Origin of the sequence: Halomonas sp. AOP22-C1-8 (assembly GCF_052378905.1) — a bacterium.
Classification (GTDB): Bacteria; Pseudomonadota; Gammaproteobacteria; order Pseudomonadales; family Halomonadaceae; genus Vreelandella; species Vreelandella citrativorans.
Genome location: NZ_JBQSYD010000002.1, coordinates 20,980 through 37,208, shown reverse-complemented (window position 1 = coordinate 37,208; position 16,229 = coordinate 20,980). Strand labels below are relative to the sequence as shown.

The 16,229-nt window shown below is 58.3% G+C and carries 12 protein-coding genes and 1 tRNA gene; 11 read left to right on the top strand and 2 right to left on the bottom strand.

All coding sequences use genetic code 11. The features are described from left to right. Positions 1-39 precede the first annotated feature (39 nt). The gene (locus tag ACT3TY_RS01355; RefSeq protein WP_444627151.1) at positions 40-1,287 is read right to left on the bottom strand and encodes an ABC1 kinase family protein; all 1,248 of its coding nucleotides are present in this window, start codon (positions 1,285-1,287) and stop codon (positions 40-42) included. 84 nt (positions 1,288-1,371) lie between these two features. Between ACT3TY_RS01355 and ACT3TY_RS01350 the strand changes: the two genes are divergently transcribed. The 11 genes from ACT3TY_RS01350 to ACT3TY_RS01300 all read left to right on the top strand — a co-directional run bounded on the left by ACT3TY_RS01350 (position 1,372) and on the right by ACT3TY_RS01300 (position 15,126). Beyond that, complete coding sequence (locus ACT3TY_RS01350; protein ID WP_444627150.1) at positions 1,372-3,285, top strand: DNA topoisomerase III; 1,914 nt, start codon at positions 1,372-1,374, stop codon at positions 3,283-3,285. A 279-nt stretch (positions 3,286-3,564) separates the two neighbouring features. Beyond that, complete coding sequence (locus tag ACT3TY_RS01345; RefSeq protein WP_441679345.1) at positions 3,565-4,185, top strand: type IV toxin-antitoxin system AbiEi family antitoxin domain-containing protein; 621 nt, start codon at positions 3,565-3,567, stop codon at positions 4,183-4,185. A 46-nt stretch (positions 4,186-4,231) separates the two neighbouring features. Then, the gene (locus ACT3TY_RS01340; protein ID WP_441679346.1) at positions 4,232-5,191 is read left to right on the top strand and encodes a nucleotidyl transferase AbiEii/AbiGii toxin family protein; all 960 of its coding nucleotides are present in this window, start codon (positions 4,232-4,234) and stop codon (positions 5,189-5,191) included. A gap of 178 nt (positions 5,192-5,369) precedes the next feature. After that, positions 5,370-5,768 carry a hypothetical protein gene (locus ACT3TY_RS01335; RefSeq protein WP_172116477.1) on the top strand — a complete coding sequence of 133 codons (399 nt, stop codon included), beginning with the start codon at positions 5,370-5,372 and terminating at the stop codon, positions 5,766-5,768. A gap of 153 nt (positions 5,769-5,921) precedes the next feature. Then, complete coding sequence (gene fdnG / locus ACT3TY_RS01330; RefSeq protein ID WP_444627236.1) at positions 5,922-8,984, top strand: formate dehydrogenase-N subunit alpha; 3,063 nt, start codon at positions 5,922-5,924, stop codon at positions 8,982-8,984. 15 nt (positions 8,985-8,999) lie between these two features. Next, positions 9,000-9,917: a formate dehydrogenase subunit beta gene (gene fdxH / locus ACT3TY_RS01325; RefSeq protein WP_172116476.1), complete on the top strand. Its 918-nt coding sequence runs from the start codon at positions 9,000-9,002 to the stop codon at positions 9,915-9,917. Continuing rightward, on the top strand, positions 9,914-10,621 hold the full coding sequence (locus ACT3TY_RS01320) for a formate dehydrogenase subunit gamma (RefSeq protein WP_441679347.1): 708 nt from the start codon (positions 9,914-9,916) through the stop codon (positions 10,619-10,621). Before fdxH ends, ACT3TY_RS01320 begins: the two co-directional genes overlap by 4 nt. Further along, a complete protein-coding gene (gene fdhE / locus ACT3TY_RS01315; protein WP_441679348.1) occupies positions 10,618-11,544 on the top strand; it encodes a formate dehydrogenase accessory protein FdhE in 927 nt (308 codons plus the stop codon). Before ACT3TY_RS01320 ends, fdhE begins: the two co-directional genes overlap by 4 nt. 85 nt (positions 11,545-11,629) lie before the next feature. Next, positions 11,630-13,093, top strand: a complete 1,464-nt coding sequence (selA, locus tag ACT3TY_RS01310; protein ID WP_444627149.1) for an L-seryl-tRNA(Sec) selenium transferase — start codon at positions 11,630-11,632, stop codon at positions 13,091-13,093. Then, complete coding sequence (gene selB, locus ACT3TY_RS01305) at positions 13,090-15,018, top strand: selenocysteine-specific translation elongation factor (protein ID WP_441680033.1); 1,929 nt, start codon at positions 13,090-13,092, stop codon at positions 15,016-15,018. The genes selA and selB overlap by 4 nt, the downstream gene beginning before the upstream one ends. A gap of 12 nt (positions 15,019-15,030) precedes the next feature. Beyond that, positions 15,031-15,126: transfer RNA gene (locus tag ACT3TY_RS01300), tRNA-Sec, on the top strand. A gap of 115 nt (positions 15,127-15,241) precedes the next feature. Here the strand turns inward: ACT3TY_RS01300 and ACT3TY_RS01295 are convergent. Next, on the bottom strand, positions 15,242-16,147 hold the full coding sequence (locus ACT3TY_RS01295) for a LysR substrate-binding domain-containing protein (protein WP_441680031.1): 906 nt from the start codon (positions 16,145-16,147) through the stop codon (positions 15,242-15,244). Positions 16,148-16,229 lie beyond the last annotated feature (82 nt).

Sequence of the window (16,229 nt, the reverse complement as noted above, 5' to 3'; positions counted from 1 at the left end):
CTTACCATGAAGGTGGGCATGGCCGCAGCGGTGAACTGCTTATAGGTGGCCTGGGCGCTCAAGCAGCGGCGCAGTCCGTGCGTGCATATCCAGCCGCGCTTTTAAACGCACCAGATTCCAGTAGTGGCCATTCAATGCTCGCGAGAGAAGCAGCGTATCCGCGGGAGGCTGCAAGCGGTCCATCGCCGCCCACACTTTGGGCGACAGCTCACGCAGGCGGCGGTGCACGCGCACATCGCTGAAATCCTGCTCCCCCGGTTCAAACAGTGGAGAAATACTTTCAGCAGCCTCGCGGTAGAGCGCCAGCGGTGCGCCTTGACCTTGACGGCCACCCAAATTGACGAGTGCGTCATCCATGGCCATGGGGTCGTGATCAAGCGTGGCGCTGAGCAATTGCATCATCGCCTCAATTCGCGCTTCGGGCACCGCAATCACAGCACCAAAATCGTAAATAATCAGCCGACCGTGCTCATCTGCCGCGAAATTGCCTGCATGGGGGTCAGCATGCAGCTCGCCGTGGGTGAACAGCTCCTGGGTAATCCAGTCGGCAAGCGTAGTGGCCACCCCCTGGCGCACTGTATCATCGGCGCCTTCCAGTTCACGCAGCGGCGTACCGGGCACGTAAGACATGGCCAGAACATGCTGGCCCGAAAGCTCAAACAGCGGCTTGGGGATGATGATTCGCGAATCGCTCTGATAACGCTCTCGGTACCGCGCCAAGGCATTTGCTTCCGCCTGATAATCCAGCTCATCGCGAAGCCCCGCCGCCAGCTCTTCAAACAGCGCATCCAGGCGCGCCTGAGGCACCTTGAACCAACGCCCCAACCCGATAATGCGGCGCACCTGTTTTAAATCACTTTCCAGCACGTCCGCCAAACCGGGGTACTGCACTTTCAGCACCACCGTTTCGCCCTCAAGGGTGACCGCCTTGTGCACCTGACCCATGGAAGCGCTGGCAAAAGGCCGCTCCTCAATCTCGGTAAAATACTCATGGATATCGCCGTACTGAAGCACCAAGGCTTCATGGATACGCGGCCAAGGCATTGGCTCTGCCTGGCGCTGCAAGCGCGCCAGCTCATCGGCTAAATCGGGCGGCAACAGGTCATCCCACTGCGACATCATTTGAGCAAGCTTCATTGCCGGGCCTTTAAGCTCGGAAAGCCCTTCGAACAGCGCCTCACCTAACGCACGCCAATCCGCCTGGCCGCCCAAGCGCGTTTTGAGAAGCGCACCGCCCGTGCGTGCACCCAAGCCCATCAACCTGCGTGTTCTACCGCGTTCTCGCATATCAATCCCCACTGCCCTGCCCTATAAGTCACCGCTACTGTTACCATAGGCGCATTTCGAACAGACGTTAAGGCCACGCTTCGCATGCGCTTGATTATTGCCGAAAAACCCAGCCTTGCCCGGGCCATTGCTGAAGCGCTGCCGGGAAGCCCCAAACGCCAGGAAGGCGCTATTGTGTGCGGTGATACCACCGTGACCTGGTGTTTGGGCCACCTGCTTGAGCAGTCCCCACCTGAGGCCTACGACCCCGCCGATAAACAGTGGCGGCTGGACCGCTTGCCCATCGTGCCCGGCACCTGGAAGTTGGCACCGCGTTATAAAGCGCGTGGGCAGCTAGCGGTGATTCGCAAGTTAATCAAGCAGGCCACTGATGTTGTTCATGCTGGCGATCCGGACCGCGAAGGCCAGCTACTGGTGCAGGAAGTGATTGAGCACCTGAAGTACCGTGGCCCGGTTCAACGCCTGTTGATCAGCGATTTGAACCGCCCAGCGGTCAGTCGCGCCCTCGCCAAACTGCGCTCCAATCAAGAATTCCAGCCGCTTTTTCAGGCAGCGCAAGCGCGTTCACGCGCTGACTGGCTGTATGGCATCAACTTGACCCGTGCCTGGACGCTCACCGGCCGCCAGGCGGGCCACGATGGTGTACTTTCCGTGGGCCGCGTGCAAACACCGGTACTCGGGCTGATTGTGCGCCGCGATAACGCCATTCGAGATTTCAGGCCGCACCCGTTCTATCCGCTCTGGGTGGACTTACAGGTTGAAAAAGGCCAGCTACGCGCCTGGTGGGCGCCCAAGGAACACCAGCCGCTGGATGATCAAGGCCGCTTGATTGATCGCACGCCGGCCGATGCGCTGGCCGCCCAATTGCCGGGTGCAACCGGCCAGCTCACCAAGCTCGACCAGCAGGAAAAACGTCAGGCGCCGCCGCTGCCCTACTCGCTTTCCGCACTTCAGGTAGATGCCGCCCGACGCTTTGGGCTTTCCGCACAAATGGTGCTGGATATTTGCCAGCGCCTTTACGAGCAGCACAAGCTGATCACCTACCCGCGTTCCGACTGTCGCTATCTTCCCGAAGAGCACTTGGCCCTTGCCCAGCGCAGCTTAACCGGCGCCTGCCAAAATGATGACACGCTCAGGCAATGGCTGAATGGTGCCGATTTCTCGCTGCGCTCAAAGGCGTGGAACGACAAGCAGGTGGGTGCCCACCACGCCTTGGCACCCACCGGAAAGCCTGCTGATTTCAGCCAGCTCTCGGCCACTGAAGGCCACGTGTTTCGGTTGGTGGTGCGCAACGTCATGGCCCAGTTCTATCGCCCTTTGCGCACCTTTGAAGTGAAAGCCGAGTTCACTCTGTTAAACGAGGCGTTCCGTGCCCGCGGCCAAAGCATTCTCGACCCTGGCTGGAAACCGCTTTTCACCACGAAAGAAGAAGCGCCGCCGCTGCCATCGCTTACCCAAAATGAGCACTGCAAAGCGCTGGGTGCAGGCGTAGAGGAAAAGGAAACCCGCCCACCCGAGCCGTTTACCGATGCCAGCCTAATCAAGGCGATGATGAACATCGGCCGCTACGTGGATGACCCGAACGTTCGCAAGACCTTACGGGACACCGATGGCCTGGGTACCGAAGCCACCCGCGCCGGTATCATCGAAACCCTGGTGCAACGCGGCTACCTGGTGCGCCAACAAAAAGCCCTACGTGCCACCAAACTGGGGAACGCGTTAATCACCGCCCTACCCAGCGCCGTCAGCACGCCGGAACGCACCGCCCTTTGGGAGCAGCGCTTGCGCGCCATTTCAGAACAGCAGGATGATGCAGGCGCTTTTCAGCATGCGCTGCTGGAAGACCTTCGCGCCCTGCTCGAACAAAGTGACGCGAACAAACTCAGGCAGAGTTTGCAAACAGCCCAAGGTGCAGCGGGTAGCCCGGCAAAGCCAAGGAAAAGCACTAAAACCAAACGCGCCAGCTATATGAAACGCAAACCTGCCAAGCAACGCTGACTGGGGGTTCAACTTTGGCGACGCCAGCAAGTTAATGAAACACGGCCCCCAACACCTATAAGACACCTTGTTACACTAAAGCCTGTCATGCCTTTTTTTATTAGAGCTAGGCCCCGATTTCATTATCGCCTGAACAGAAAGTTCACGTACGCCATGGATGCTACGCATTGTAAGAAACTGCTTGCGCTCGACCAGTCCAACACCCCCGACGAAGCTGCCGCTTGAATCTTCAAGCGCGATCAGACAAAGTATCACCACATATAAACAAGTGGTGACACTTTGTCTGAATCCTGCTCCACCCGATCTTTTCGGACTCAACTTCAAACCCTGTTCCGCCAGCAAGGCGGTAAGCTTCGCCTGAGTGAGGCCCTGACACTGGGTATCAGCCGGTACCAGTTCTATCGCCTTCGTGATGAAGGGCTGATTGAGCCGGTCAGCCGTGGCCTCTATCGACTGGCGGACCTTCCCCCGATTGATAATCCAGATTTGGTGGCCACCGCCACCCGTTTTCCCCATGCCGTGCTCTGCTTGATTTCGGCGCTAGACTGGCACGGCATTACCACCCAGATTCCTCACCAAGTGCATCTAGCGGTGAAACGGGATGCCCGTCTGCCGGTTCTGGATTATCCGCCGGTGGCCGGTTATCGGTTCTCAGGGCAGGCCTTCAGCACAGGCATCGAGCAGGTAGAAGTAGATGACATCACGCTACAGGTCTACAACCCGGAGAAAACCCTGGCGGACTGCTTCAAGTTCCGTAACCGTATCGGCATGGATGTGGTGCTGGAGGCGCTTGAGCTCTACCGCAACCGTAAAACATTCCGGCCTGGGAAACTGATGGAATACGCCAGCATCTGCCGAGTTGCGAAGGTGATGGCGCCCTATGTAGAGGCCAAGCTTTGAGCGGAATCACTCAGTCAACGAACCAACAAGATGACAGGAGACTACGGTGGCCAAAAACATCGCCGCGTCTGTGCGCCAGAAGTTGCTGAATAAATCCCGAGAAGAAAAACGCCCCTTCCAAGAGTTACTACAGTACTTCGCTATGGAGCGGTTTCTTTACCGGCTTAGCCAATCGACTCATAACCGCAGTTTTACGCTAAAGGGTGCCCTACTGCTTTGGGTTATGCAGGGGCCGGACATTCGGCCGACGCGTGATATCGATATGCTGGGTCAAACAAGCAATCGCCCAGATGCCATTCTGGCCCAAGTGAGCGATGTGTTGGCTACGGGCGTAATGGATGATGGATTATCGTTTGACTTAAATACGCTAAAAGCCGAAACCATTACCGAAGACGCCGACTATCAAGGGATTAGGGTGACGTTTACCGGATTTCTCGATAATGCCAAAATCCCCATGCAATTGGATATTGGTTTTGGCGACATTATTTTTCCGCTGCCTTCCTGGCAGACATTTCCCGGCCTACTAGGCTTCCCTACCGACAGAATTCTTTGTTATACACCGGAATCATCCATTGCTGAGAAGTTTCAGGCGATGGTCCATCTGGGTGAATTGAACAGCCGCATGAAAGACTTTTACGATATTTGGATACTTTCGCGGCAGCACTCTTTCACGCTTTCGAACCTGGATGGCGCTATAACAAGAACCTTTGCTAACCGACATACGGCACTCCCTGAAACTAACCCTTTTTCTACCGCTTTCGTGGACAGCAAGCAGCCACAATGGCAGGCGTTCCATAAGCGCCTTGGCCAAGACCATGTGCCGGAGGCGTTTTCGGAGGTTGTCGTAGCGGTGTTGGAATTTCTTGGCCCCGTCATAGAGAAAACACCCGCTAATCCCGTGCACAAAATCTGGCACCCACCCGGTCCATGGAGTCCGCAGCCCAGCCAAGCGTACGAGCAAGCCAAAAAAGAGCTATACAAAGAGAAAAAGTACCAGTGGGAGTAAGAAGTAGAATAACGATGACGGGATGAACACCTCTTAACCCATATTCTTGCGCCAAGCGGCGCGACTGTCTATACAGAAGGTAGATACGGCATCGCTGCCCTTAAATAGTAGCCAGTGTGGATCGCTCAGCGGCAGAGGCCTTGACCCATTCGACTTAGCTCATTCGAGGAGTTCCAGCATGATACGACGCACGCTCCCCCTCCTTGTTGCCTTGCTAAGCACTGGCGCCACCATCACGCTTCAGGCCTCCGAACCAGCAGCGCCTCAGAATGAAAGCGGCGTACTTCCCAACGCCATGCCCGAGAAGCCGAATATAGATACCGGCACGGCGGGTACCACCAGCGGCATTACCGGGGCGAATATGGATCAGGAGGATGAGACCACCGGTGGTGGTCAATCCCGGGGCGATGCCATGTTCCAGACGTCGGACTCTCAGCCCGATGCTGGGTCCACCTACGAAACCGAGACACCTGAGCGCGAGGAAGCACTTTTGCCGGATGAACCGCTGGGTGCCGACGACAGTGGGCGCCGGGAAGACGGTGAATCTCAGGGCAGCACGTCCGATTCGCCCGAATAAGCCGTTAATAGCAAGCCCTAGTGGCAACCTTCTCATTGGACAAACGACACCGCGACGCACCGACAAACAAGAACAGACGCACTATGCTTAACGGATATGCCATCTCAGGAAGTGACGACATTCAGAACAAATCGATAGGAGGCCGGGATGACTCTGAAGGTTACGCGAAGACAGTTTTTTAAACTCGGGGCAGTCGGCATGGCCACCTCCAGTATGGCCATGATGGGCTTTGCACCTGAGCCCGCGCTCGCCTCAGTTCGCCAGTTCAAGCTTACCGGCGCCAAGATAACCCGCAGCAACTGCACCTACTGCTCGGTGGGCTGCGGCGTGCTGCTCTATAGCCGCGGCGATGGGGCGATCAACAGCATTGATAGCATCTACCATGTCGAGGGCGACCCGGATCATCCGGTCAGTCGCGGCTCGCTGTGTCCCAAGGGTGCGGGGCTGCTCGACTACATCCAGAGTGAATCGCGCCTCAAGTATCCTCAGGTACGCGAACCCGGCACTGATGAGTGGAAACGCATCAGTTGGGACGACGCGCTGACACGTATCGCCCGGCACATGAAGGATGATCGCGACGCCAACTTTGTCACCCAGGACGATGCAGGCAATACCGTCAACCACTGGACCACGACCGGGATGCTGGCGGCGTCCGCCTCGACCAACGAGACGGCGTACCTGACACAGAAGATAGTCCGCAGCCTGGGCATGGTGGTACTCGACAACCAGGCGCGCGTCTGACACGGACCGACGGTGGCAGGTCTTGCCCCAACATTCGGTCGCGGTGCCATGACCAACCACTGGGTCGACATCCGCAACGCTGATCTTGTTCTCGTCATGGGTGGCAATGCCGCCGAGGCGCATCCCGTTGGTTTTCGCTGGGTGATGGAAGCCAAGGAGCACAACGATGCCCGTTTAGTGGTGGTCGATCCCCGCTTCAACCGCACGGCAGCGGTGGCGGACTACTACGCGGAAATTCGTACCGGCACCGATATCGCTTTTCTGGGCGGTCTGATCAGCTACTTGATCGAAACCGATCAGATCCATCATGAGTATGTACGCGCCTACACCGACGCGAGCCTCATCGTGCGCGAGGATTTCGGCTTCGAGGATGGCCTGTTCACCGGCTACGACGCCGAGAATGGCGACTACGACAAAGAGACCTGGCGGTACGAGTACGACGACGAAGGCTATGCCCTGCGTGACGATACGCTCCAACACCCCCGCTGCGTATTCCAATTGATGCGTGCGCATTTCAGTCGCTATACCCCTGATGTGGTCTCTTCAGTGTGCGGTACACCCCGTGACAAGCTTCTGCACGTCTGGGACATGGTCGCCGCGACCGTCGTAGACGACAAGACCATGACGATCCTCTACGCACTGGGGTGGACGCAGCACTCGATCGGTTCGCAGATCATTCGCACTGCGGCGATGCTTCAGTTGTTGCTTGGCAACATGGGCATGCGCGGGGGTGGCGTCAACGCTCTGCGTGGGCACTCCAACATCCAGGGGCTGACCGACCTCGGGCTGCTCTCGGACTTACTACCTGGATACATGTCGCTGCCCGAGGCCGATGAGCAGGATTACAACGCCTATATCCTTGATCGCTCCCGCCCGGACCTCCTGCCTGGTGAAGTGTCCTACTGGCGCTATTACGAGCGTTTTCATGTCAGCCTGATGAAGGCCTGGTTCGGCGATGCGGCCACCGAAACAAACAACTGGTGCTATGACTGGCTGCCCAAGCTCAGCGAGACCCTGTATGACGTGCTGCATACTTTCGAGCGAATGAGCCATGGTGAAATCAACGGCTATATTTGCCAAGGGTTCAATCCGCTAGCCGCCTTTCCACATAAAGCCAAGACTAGTGCGGCGCTTTCCCGCTTGAAGTACTTGGTGGTCATCGATCCGCTGAGAACCGAAACCGCCGAGTTCTGGAAGAACCATGGCGAATTCAACGATGTGAACACCGCCGAGATCGATACTGAAGTGTTCCGCTTGCCGACCACCGCATTTGCCGAGGAAGACGGTTCCATCGTCAACAGCTCACGCTGGCTGCAATGGTTCTGGGCAGCGGCACCGCCCCCGGGCGAAGCGATTCCCGATACCGCCATTCTGGCGGGCATCTTCTTGCGGATGCAGCAGATGTATCGTGACGAAGGCGGCGTCTTTTCAGATGCGCTGCTCAATCTAAGCTGGCCCTATCGCTACCCGGCAGAACCAAGCGCTAACGAAATAGCCCGGGAGTACAACGGTTGGGCACTCGAAGACGTGGTTGATGAGCAGCGCAATATTGTCTGTCGGGCGGGCGAGCAGATCGAGGATTTCGGCATGCTGCGTGCCGATGGCAGCACGGCGAGCGGTTGCTGGATATTTGCTGGCTGCTGGACCGATGAAGGCAACCAAATGACCCGCCGCGACAACTCCGACCCCTACGGCGTCGGCCAGACACTGGGCTGGGCCTGGTCGTGGCCGGCCAACCGGCGAATCCTTTACAACCGGGCAAGCGCACGCCCCGACGGCACGCCGTGGGCTGAGCGCAAGGCGGTCGTCTGGTGGAACGGCAATCGCTGGGTGGGTAATGACGTTCCCGACTTCCCGGTGGAGTCCGCGCCGACAGAAGCTCAGGGGCCTTTCATCATGAACCAGACGGGCAGAGGGCAGTTCTTTGCCCGTGACCGTATGGTCGAAGGGCCTTTCCCGGAACACTACGAACCGTTTGAAACACCCATCGCCAACAACCCGATGCACCCCAATAACCCACTGGCCAAGAACAATCCAGGCGCGCGGGTGTTCGAGCAGGATCGGGCCAATTTCGGCACCTTCGAGGAGTTTCCGCATGCGGCGACTACCTATCGCCTCACTGAACACTTCCACTACTGGACGATGCACAACCGCTTGAACGCCATCGCCCAGCCGGAAAAATTCGTGGAGATTGGCGAAACTCTGGCCAACGAATTGGGCATTGGTAAAGGTGACCGAGTCCGCGTCAGCTCCAAGCGCGGCCATATCGAAGCGGTGGCGGTGGTGACCAAGCGCATTCGTCCATTGCAGGTAGCGGGACGCACGGTGCACCAGATAGGCATCCCGATTCACTGGGGTTATCTGGGCGAAACCAAGCAGGCTCACCTGACCAATACGCTGACGCCCTCTGTAGGTGACGCCAATACCCAGACGCCGGAGTTCAAGTCGTTCCTGGTACGGGTCGAAAAGCTATAACGCAAGGAGGAGAGCATGCGTGGGGAACAAATCAACTCGCAGAATATCATCGCCCGCTCAGCGACCTCAGTACCTTCGCCTCAAAGGCGAAGCGGCAGCGTTGAAACTGTCACCAAGCTGATTGATGTATCCCGCTGCATCGGTTGCAAGGCATGCCAGGTGGCATGCTCTGAGTGGAACGACTTGCGTGACGAGGTGGGTGAATGCGTGGGTGAATACGACAACCCGACTGACCTTACGCCCGACTCCTGGCAGGTAATGCGTTTCAACGAGCACGAGAACGAGCAAGGCAACCTGGAGTGGCTGATCCGAAAGGACAACTGCATGCACTGCGCCGAACCGGGCTGCCTTGAGGCGTGCCCGGCACCTGGCGCTATCGTCCAATACGCCAACGGCATCGTTGACTTCAACTCCGAGCACTGCATCGGTTGCGGCTACTGTGTCACTGGCTGCCCTTTTGATGTTCCACGGATTTCGAAAAAGGATTCCAAGGCCTATAAATGCACACTGTGTTCTGATCGTGTCTCTCATGGCCTGGAACCAGCCTGTGTAAAATCGTGCCCTACCGGTTCGATCATGTTCGGCACCAAGGAGGATATGCTCGATCTCGCTGAGACGCGCACCGATTTTCTCAAAGGGCGCGGCTTTGAAAATGCCGGTATCTATGACCCTCAAGGGGTGGGTGGCACCCATGTGATCTACGTGCTGCAACATGCCGACAAACCGGAGATCTACAGCGGCTTGCCCAAGGACCCGCGCATCAGTCCTCTGGTCGAGGGTTGGAAAGGTATACCCAAGCCGCTGGCCTCAGCAGCTATCGGGCTTGCCGCATTTGCCGGGTTCTTCCACTACCTCACCGCAGGCCCCAAGGAAACACCGGAAGAGGTGGAAGAAGGAGTGGAGGACGAGGAGCCTGAGGAGAAACAGCCATGAATGAGCCGAAACCGCATGCCAAATCCGACCCAGGCATCCTGCGATATGATACGTTTTCACGCATCAATCACTGGCTCGTCGCGATCAGCTTCGTGATGCTGGTGCTCAGTGGGCTGCCCTTTTTTCACCCCTTCTTCTGGTCGTTAACCGGTCTGTTCGGCGGCCCGATCATGACGCGCATCCTGCACCCGTATATTGGGCTGTGTATGACGCTATTTTTCGTGATCATGGTGATCCGCTTCTTCAAGGTGAGCCTGATCAAGCGCCATGACATTCAGTGGCTCAAGCAGATCAAGGACGTGCTGAGTAATCATGACGAGCGTCTGCCGCCGGTAGGTAAGAACAATGCCGGGCAGAAGCTCGTTTACTGGATCATGGTGCTCTGCGTGCCATTGTTGCTGGTAACCGGTCTGCTCATCTGGCAACCCTACTTTGCCGATGCCGTCCCCATCACACTACGTCGGTTGGCCGCCGTTGGGCATGCTTATGTGGCTTTTCTCGCGATCATTACCTTGATCATCCACATTTACTCGGGTATCTGGGTGAAGGGGTCGTTCACCGCCATGATTCGTGGCCGGGTCAGCAAGCCTTGGGCGAAACATCATCATGATTTATGGTACGAGGAGGAAATGGACAAAGAGCGCAAGGAGCGCGAGATGACCAAGCAGCCGCACACGACCATGACAAGAGAGGAGCCCAAGTGAATCACGCATATGGCAATGCCCCGATGGGCGTTATTGATCCCCCCTCCGTGGTGCTGCCCGAGCAGGAGCACTTTGCCCAGCGCGCACAGCGCTTGCGTGGCCTCTCCGAGCGTATCGAACCGCTGCGTGATTTTCTGGCCTTTATGGCACAGCTCTCCCAAGCACAGCAGCGGGCACTCGAGCACAATACCCCAGCGTGGCTGCCCGAGCCGGGCGCCTTTGCGCTGGCCTTTGAGCACGGCATGCCGCCGCTGGGTGCCCAAGCGATTTGCCGCGACATCGATTTTCATAGTGAACTCGCAGCACTTCTCGATGGCCTCGATTTGCATGTCGGTGAGGCGCAGCGGCCGTTGCTCGACACCCTGCGTAAGCTGCCCAGGGAGGAAATCGACCGCCTTGCCCAGGAAGTGCTGGAAGCGCGTCCCGGCCCTGAAGCAAGCCGTGGGCTGATGCCCTTGGTAGCGGCAGCGTTGCAAGTGGCCTGGCTGCGCTTGGCACGCACCTTGCCCCAACCGCCAAAGCGCCCCTCCGCCGAGGCCCGTTCGATCTGCCCCTGTTGCGGCTCACTGCCGGTGGCAAGCATCATCCAGATCGATTCTAAACGCAGCGGGGTGCGTTACCTGCAGTGTGGGCTATGCGCGACACAGTGGTATCTGGAGCGCTCCAAGTGCAGTGTCTGCGATCAGAGCGGTAAGCTTGACTACCTGAGCCTTGAGGACGAGAGCGGCGAGCGCCTGCTTCCTACTCAGGCCGAGACCTGTGGCGACTGTCACTCCTATCTCAAAATCATGCCACATGAGCTCGATGCACATGCTGAACCCCTCGCTGATGACCTTGCGAGCCTGGCGCTGGATCTTCTGCTTGCTGAGGAAAAGCAGTATTTTCGTAGCGGCTTCAACCCGCTGCTGATCGTTGGCGAATAAGGGCATCCCCGAGCGACCATGGACGACCCGCGCTCAGCCATGCTATACCTTGGGATTTGAATCCCGGCATGGATTGAAAACAACAATGGACGTTCGACGCAGCCTGCCCGCCGTAGACACTCTGCTGACCCACCCCACTCTGCAGCAAGCCCAGCAGCGCCATGGTGGGCGCCTGGTCAGGCAGGCCATCCGCCTGACCCTTGAGAGCGAGCGCTCTCGCCTTGCGGGGAGTTCGGAGCTTACCGAGCATCAACTTGCCGCCCTCTCTATCAATACACTCACTGCCCGAGTGCTTGAACGCCTGGAGCAGCTGGTACGGCCTAATAGCCGCAGCGTGTTCAATTTGACCGGTACGGTGATTCATACCAACCTCGGCCGCTCGCCACTTGCCGAGCCCGCCATTGTGGCCATGGTTCAAGCCGCCCGCCATCCCATGGCGCTTGAGTATGATCTGGAGAGCGGCGGCCGTGGCGACCGCGACCGCCTAGTGGAACCCTTGCTTTGCGAGCTGACTGGCGCCGAAGCAGCCACCGTGGTCAACAATAACGCTGGCGCTGTACTTCTGACCCTGAGCGCTCTGGCCAATGGCCGCGAGGCGGTCATATCACGCGGCGAGTTGATTGAGATAGGCGGTGCCTTTCGCATGCCCGACATCATGGCCGCGGCGGGCTGTCGGCTGCATGAGGTAGGTGCTACCAACCGCACCCATGCCAAGGATTTTCAGGCCGCTATGGGCGAGAGCACCGGGTTGATCGTCAAGGCACACACCTCCAACTACGCCATCACCGGTTTTACCAAGAGCGTTCCCGAGCGCGAACTGGCGAGTATTGCACACGCGCAGGGAGTCCCCTTCATGGTTGACCTGGGCAGCGGCGCACTAGCCGACTTCTCCGCGCTTGGCCTGCCTCATGAAGAGCAACCTCGCGAGGCAATCGCCGCCGGAGCCGATGTCGTCACCTTTAGCGGCGACAAGCTACTGGGCGGCCCGCAGGCAGGCATCATTGTTGGCCGCCGTGACCTTATCGATACGATCAAGCGCCATCCATTAAAACGTGCCCTGCGCCTGGACAAGCTGACCCTGGCCGCTCTAGAAGCCACTCTGCGTCTTTATCGTGACAGTGACGCGCCGCAGCGGGACATCCCCACACTGGCAATGTTGACGCGTACTGACGTCGAGATTGCGGCGACCGGCGAGCGTTTACTCTCCGCCGCCCAAGCTTTGCTCGATGACATCGATGTTACCCTAGCCCCCTGCGTGAGTCAGCTTGGCAGCGGCTCGCTACCCATTGACCGGCTGCCAAGCTACGCGCTGGTCTGGCGCCCGCTAAACGGTGACCGCCGCGCCAGGGAACGATGCCTCAAACGCATCGAGACAGCGTTTCGTCAGCTCCCCCGTCCGGTCATCGGCCGCCTTAACGAAGGTGCTCTCTATCTCGACCTGCGCTGTCTATACCGTCCTGAAGACGTGGACGCCTTCGCTGCACAATTCTCGATATTGAAGCAGCGCTACGAGAGCCACCATGACATGTCCCAGGACGGCCAGCCATGATCGTCGGCACTGCCGGCCATGTCGACCACGGCAAGACCGCCCTGATCCAGCGGCTGACCGGTATCGATACCGACCGCCTCAAAGAGGAAAAAGCACGTGGGTTGACCATCGAAGCTGGTTTCGCTTATCCCGAAGTCGCGTCAGGCGTCGAGCTCGGCTTTGTCGACGTGCCCGGGCATCATCGGTTCCTGCATAACATGCTCGCGGGCAGTGCTGGCATCGACACAGCCCTGCTGGTGGTAGCCGCCGACGATGGTGTAATGCCCCAGACAATCGAGCATGTCCAAATTCTCGACCTGCTCGGCGTCGACCGCGGCGTGGTGGCACTGACCAAGATCGACCGAGTCGACAAAACACGGCGTCAGGAAGTCAGACAAGAAATCACACAGTTGCTGGCAGGAACCCAACTCGCCAAGGCGCCGCTGTATGACGTCTCGAGCCATAGCGGTGAAGGCGTAGCGGAACTGCGTGACACGCTATGGTCCCAGGCGGCCGAACAGCATGCGCTCTCTGCTTATGGGCATTTCCGCCTTAGCGTGGACCGCGTCTTTGCGCTGCCGGGAGCCGGCCTGGTAGTGACCGGCACCGCCCTCAGCGGCTGTATTGCCAAGGGTGACATGGTGCGCCTGGTGCCCGACGGCCATAAGGCCAGAGTACGCCAACTGCGGCGCCAGCACCGCGAGAGCGATCAGGCACACCAGGGTGACCGGGTAGCGCTCAATCTTTCAGGCACTGGGGTGGAACGGGATCGCATCCGTCGCGGCGACTGGGTGGTCGCCGATGCACTGGAAACGCCGCCCATCAAACGCCTCGACGTCCAGCTAAGGTTGCTCGACTCTACCCCACCGCTCAAGCACTGGACGCCAGTCCATATACACCTGGGGGCCGCCCATCTCATGGGGCGGGTCTCGCTTCTCGAAGGGCAACGACTCGAACCAGGCAAAAGCATGCTGGGGCAACTGGTCTGTGATAGCCCGGTACACGCCTGCCTTGGGGATCGTTTCGTCATCCGTGATCATGGTGGGCATATTACTCTCGGCGGCGGAATCGCACTGGACGGCGAACCACCCCGCCGTGGTCAGCGCGCTCCCGCTCGCCTGGCCTGGTTGGCGGCACTGGCGGAATGCGCAAACACCAAGCCCCCTTATGATCTTCATGAACCGCTGAGTGCTGCGCTTGATCTCCATCCCGAAGGTCTGGATCTTACTGGCATGGCGCGTAATCTTAATATCAGCGTTCAGGGTCTAGCGCCGCTGGTCGAGGCATCCGCAGGTCAAGTCCTCACTGCCGAAGGCGAAGTTAGTGCTTTCTCCCGGGAAGCCATCGAATCGCTTAGAGAGCGGATTATCCAAGTAGTCGCCAGTAATCACCAGAACGAACCCGCCATGCTGGGGACCGAGCGCGAGCGACTAAATCGCCAGGCCGCTCCTCGATTACCGGCTCCCCTCTTCCGCGGCCTGCTGAAACAACTGATCGAGGCGGGCCAGCTTGCTAGCAATGGGCCCTTCATTTCTCTGCCTGGCCATCGCGCAGCACTTAATGAACACGACGAGGCGCTCTGGCAACGGCTCGAACCTCTTCTCGCGGAAGCCCCCTTCCAGCCACCCCGGGTTCGCGACCTGGCAGCAAGCGGTGGGCTTGATGAACAGCGTGTTCGCCAGGTGCTAACAGCCTGCGCTCGCCTCGGCAGGCTCTACCAGGTACGCAAGGACCACTTCTACCTCGCCTCAGCGACACATGAACTGGCCAATATCGCGCGTAAGCTGATGGACGAGCACGGCACTATTCGCGTCGCAGAATTTCGCAACTGCATCGGTACCGGACGCAAATTGGCCATTCGTATTCTCGAATTCTTTGATAGGATAGGTTTTACACGCCGGGTGCAAGATGAACGCTACATTCGCCGTACTGCCCTGTGGAACTAGGCAACCGCTCAAGGAAGAGGATCGACCCCCGGTGGGGCGGCCAGACTTCAAATCTGGCAGGGGCTGCCAGCAGTCTTTGGTGGGTTCGACTCCCACGCTCTTCCGCCACTCTTTTTGACTCTTCCCCCAGCCTCGCTATTTGAGCCAAATCAGACTCCGCCATGAAACTCACAGACGGCGAAGCATCAGGTCACACAAGATAACGGTATAAAACACGACGTTATCAAGCCGAAGGTGTTGATAGCCTGCCAGGCACTGCCATCACCCAGTCGCGAAGCGCCAACATCGTTGGATCGTTGCGGCGGTTTTCCGGGTAGGCCAAAAAGAAGGCACGGTCTTCAAGTTCAGGGCCAAAAGGGTGTACCAGGCGCCCTTCGGCCAGCTCATCTTCAATCAGTTGACGGCTCATCAGCATGACACCCTGCCCTCCCACAGCCGCTGAAATAGCGTGGCTTTCGTCAGAAAAAGCCAGCCCGGCGCCGACATTCAACCCTGGAATCTGGGCGGTTTTCTGGTAACCCGGCCAATCCATGGGCGATATAAATACGCCCTGAGGTCGAAAGTGAATCAGCGGATACTTCGATAGATCCTCCCCTGCATGCTGAACAAGCTGTGGGCTGCAAGCCGGAATCAACGTGGTATCAAACAGCTTCTCGGCTACTAACCCTGGCCAGCGTCCATCGCCATGCCGAATGGCAAGGTCGGCGGTTACCCCATCTAACGCAACGGGCTCGTGGGACGCATGGATTCGCAGGTCAATGTCTGGGTGAGATTCGCGCAGTATGCAAACCCAGGGCAGCAGCCAGCGTACTGCCACCACTGGTGTGGTCGTCAGCGTAATGCCCCTGCGCTCGGGCATGGTACTCAGGCGCTCAATGGTGTTGCTGATATTGTCGAATGAAGATTCCAGCACCTGCTGCAGCTCGCGGCCTTGCGGCGTCAATTCCAGTTGCCTGGGCCTGCGTACAAACAGCGCAATGCCCAGAGCCTCTTCAAGCCCACGAATCTGGTGACTAATGGCCGTGGCCGTTACCGAGAGCTCCTGCGCTGCCTGTTTGGCACTTTCATGGCGAGCAGCCGCTTCAAAAGCGCGAAGTGCCGAAAGCGAGGGTAATCGTCGAGAATTCATGAATGAATTTTACTCACCTATACCTGCAAGAAAAAGTCGCTTGTTACGGCTCATAATCCAAGTCTAAGCTACGTCTGTCGTT

Excerpts from the sequence above, each read along its gene's own strand:
- ACT3TY_RS01295 (WP_441680031.1), bottom strand. The coding sequence starts at position 16,147 with ATGAATTCTCGACGATTACCCTCGCTTTCGGCACTTCGCGCTTTTGAA.
- ACT3TY_RS01320 (WP_441679347.1), top strand. The coding sequence starts at position 9,914 with ATGAATGAGCCGAAACCGCATGCCAAATCCGACCCAGGCATCCTGCGA.
- ACT3TY_RS01335 (WP_172116477.1), top strand. The coding sequence starts at position 5,370 with ATGATACGACGCACGCTCCCCCTCCTTGTTGCCTTGCTAAGCACTGGC.
- selB (WP_441680033.1), top strand. The coding sequence starts at position 13,090 with ATGATCGTCGGCACTGCCGGCCATGTCGACCACGGCAAGACCGCCCTG.
- selA (WP_444627149.1), top strand. The coding sequence starts at position 11,630 with ATGGACGTTCGACGCAGCCTGCCCGCCGTAGACACTCTGCTGACCCAC.
- ACT3TY_RS01350 (WP_444627150.1), top strand. The coding sequence starts at position 1,372 with ATGCGCTTGATTATTGCCGAAAAACCCAGCCTTGCCCGGGCCATTGCT.
- ACT3TY_RS01355 (WP_444627151.1), bottom strand. The coding sequence starts at position 1,287 with ATGCGAGAACGCGGTAGAACACGCAGGTTGATGGGCTTGGGTGCACGC.
- fdxH (WP_172116476.1), top strand. The coding sequence starts at position 9,000 with ATGCGTGGGGAACAAATCAACTCGCAGAATATCATCGCCCGCTCAGCG.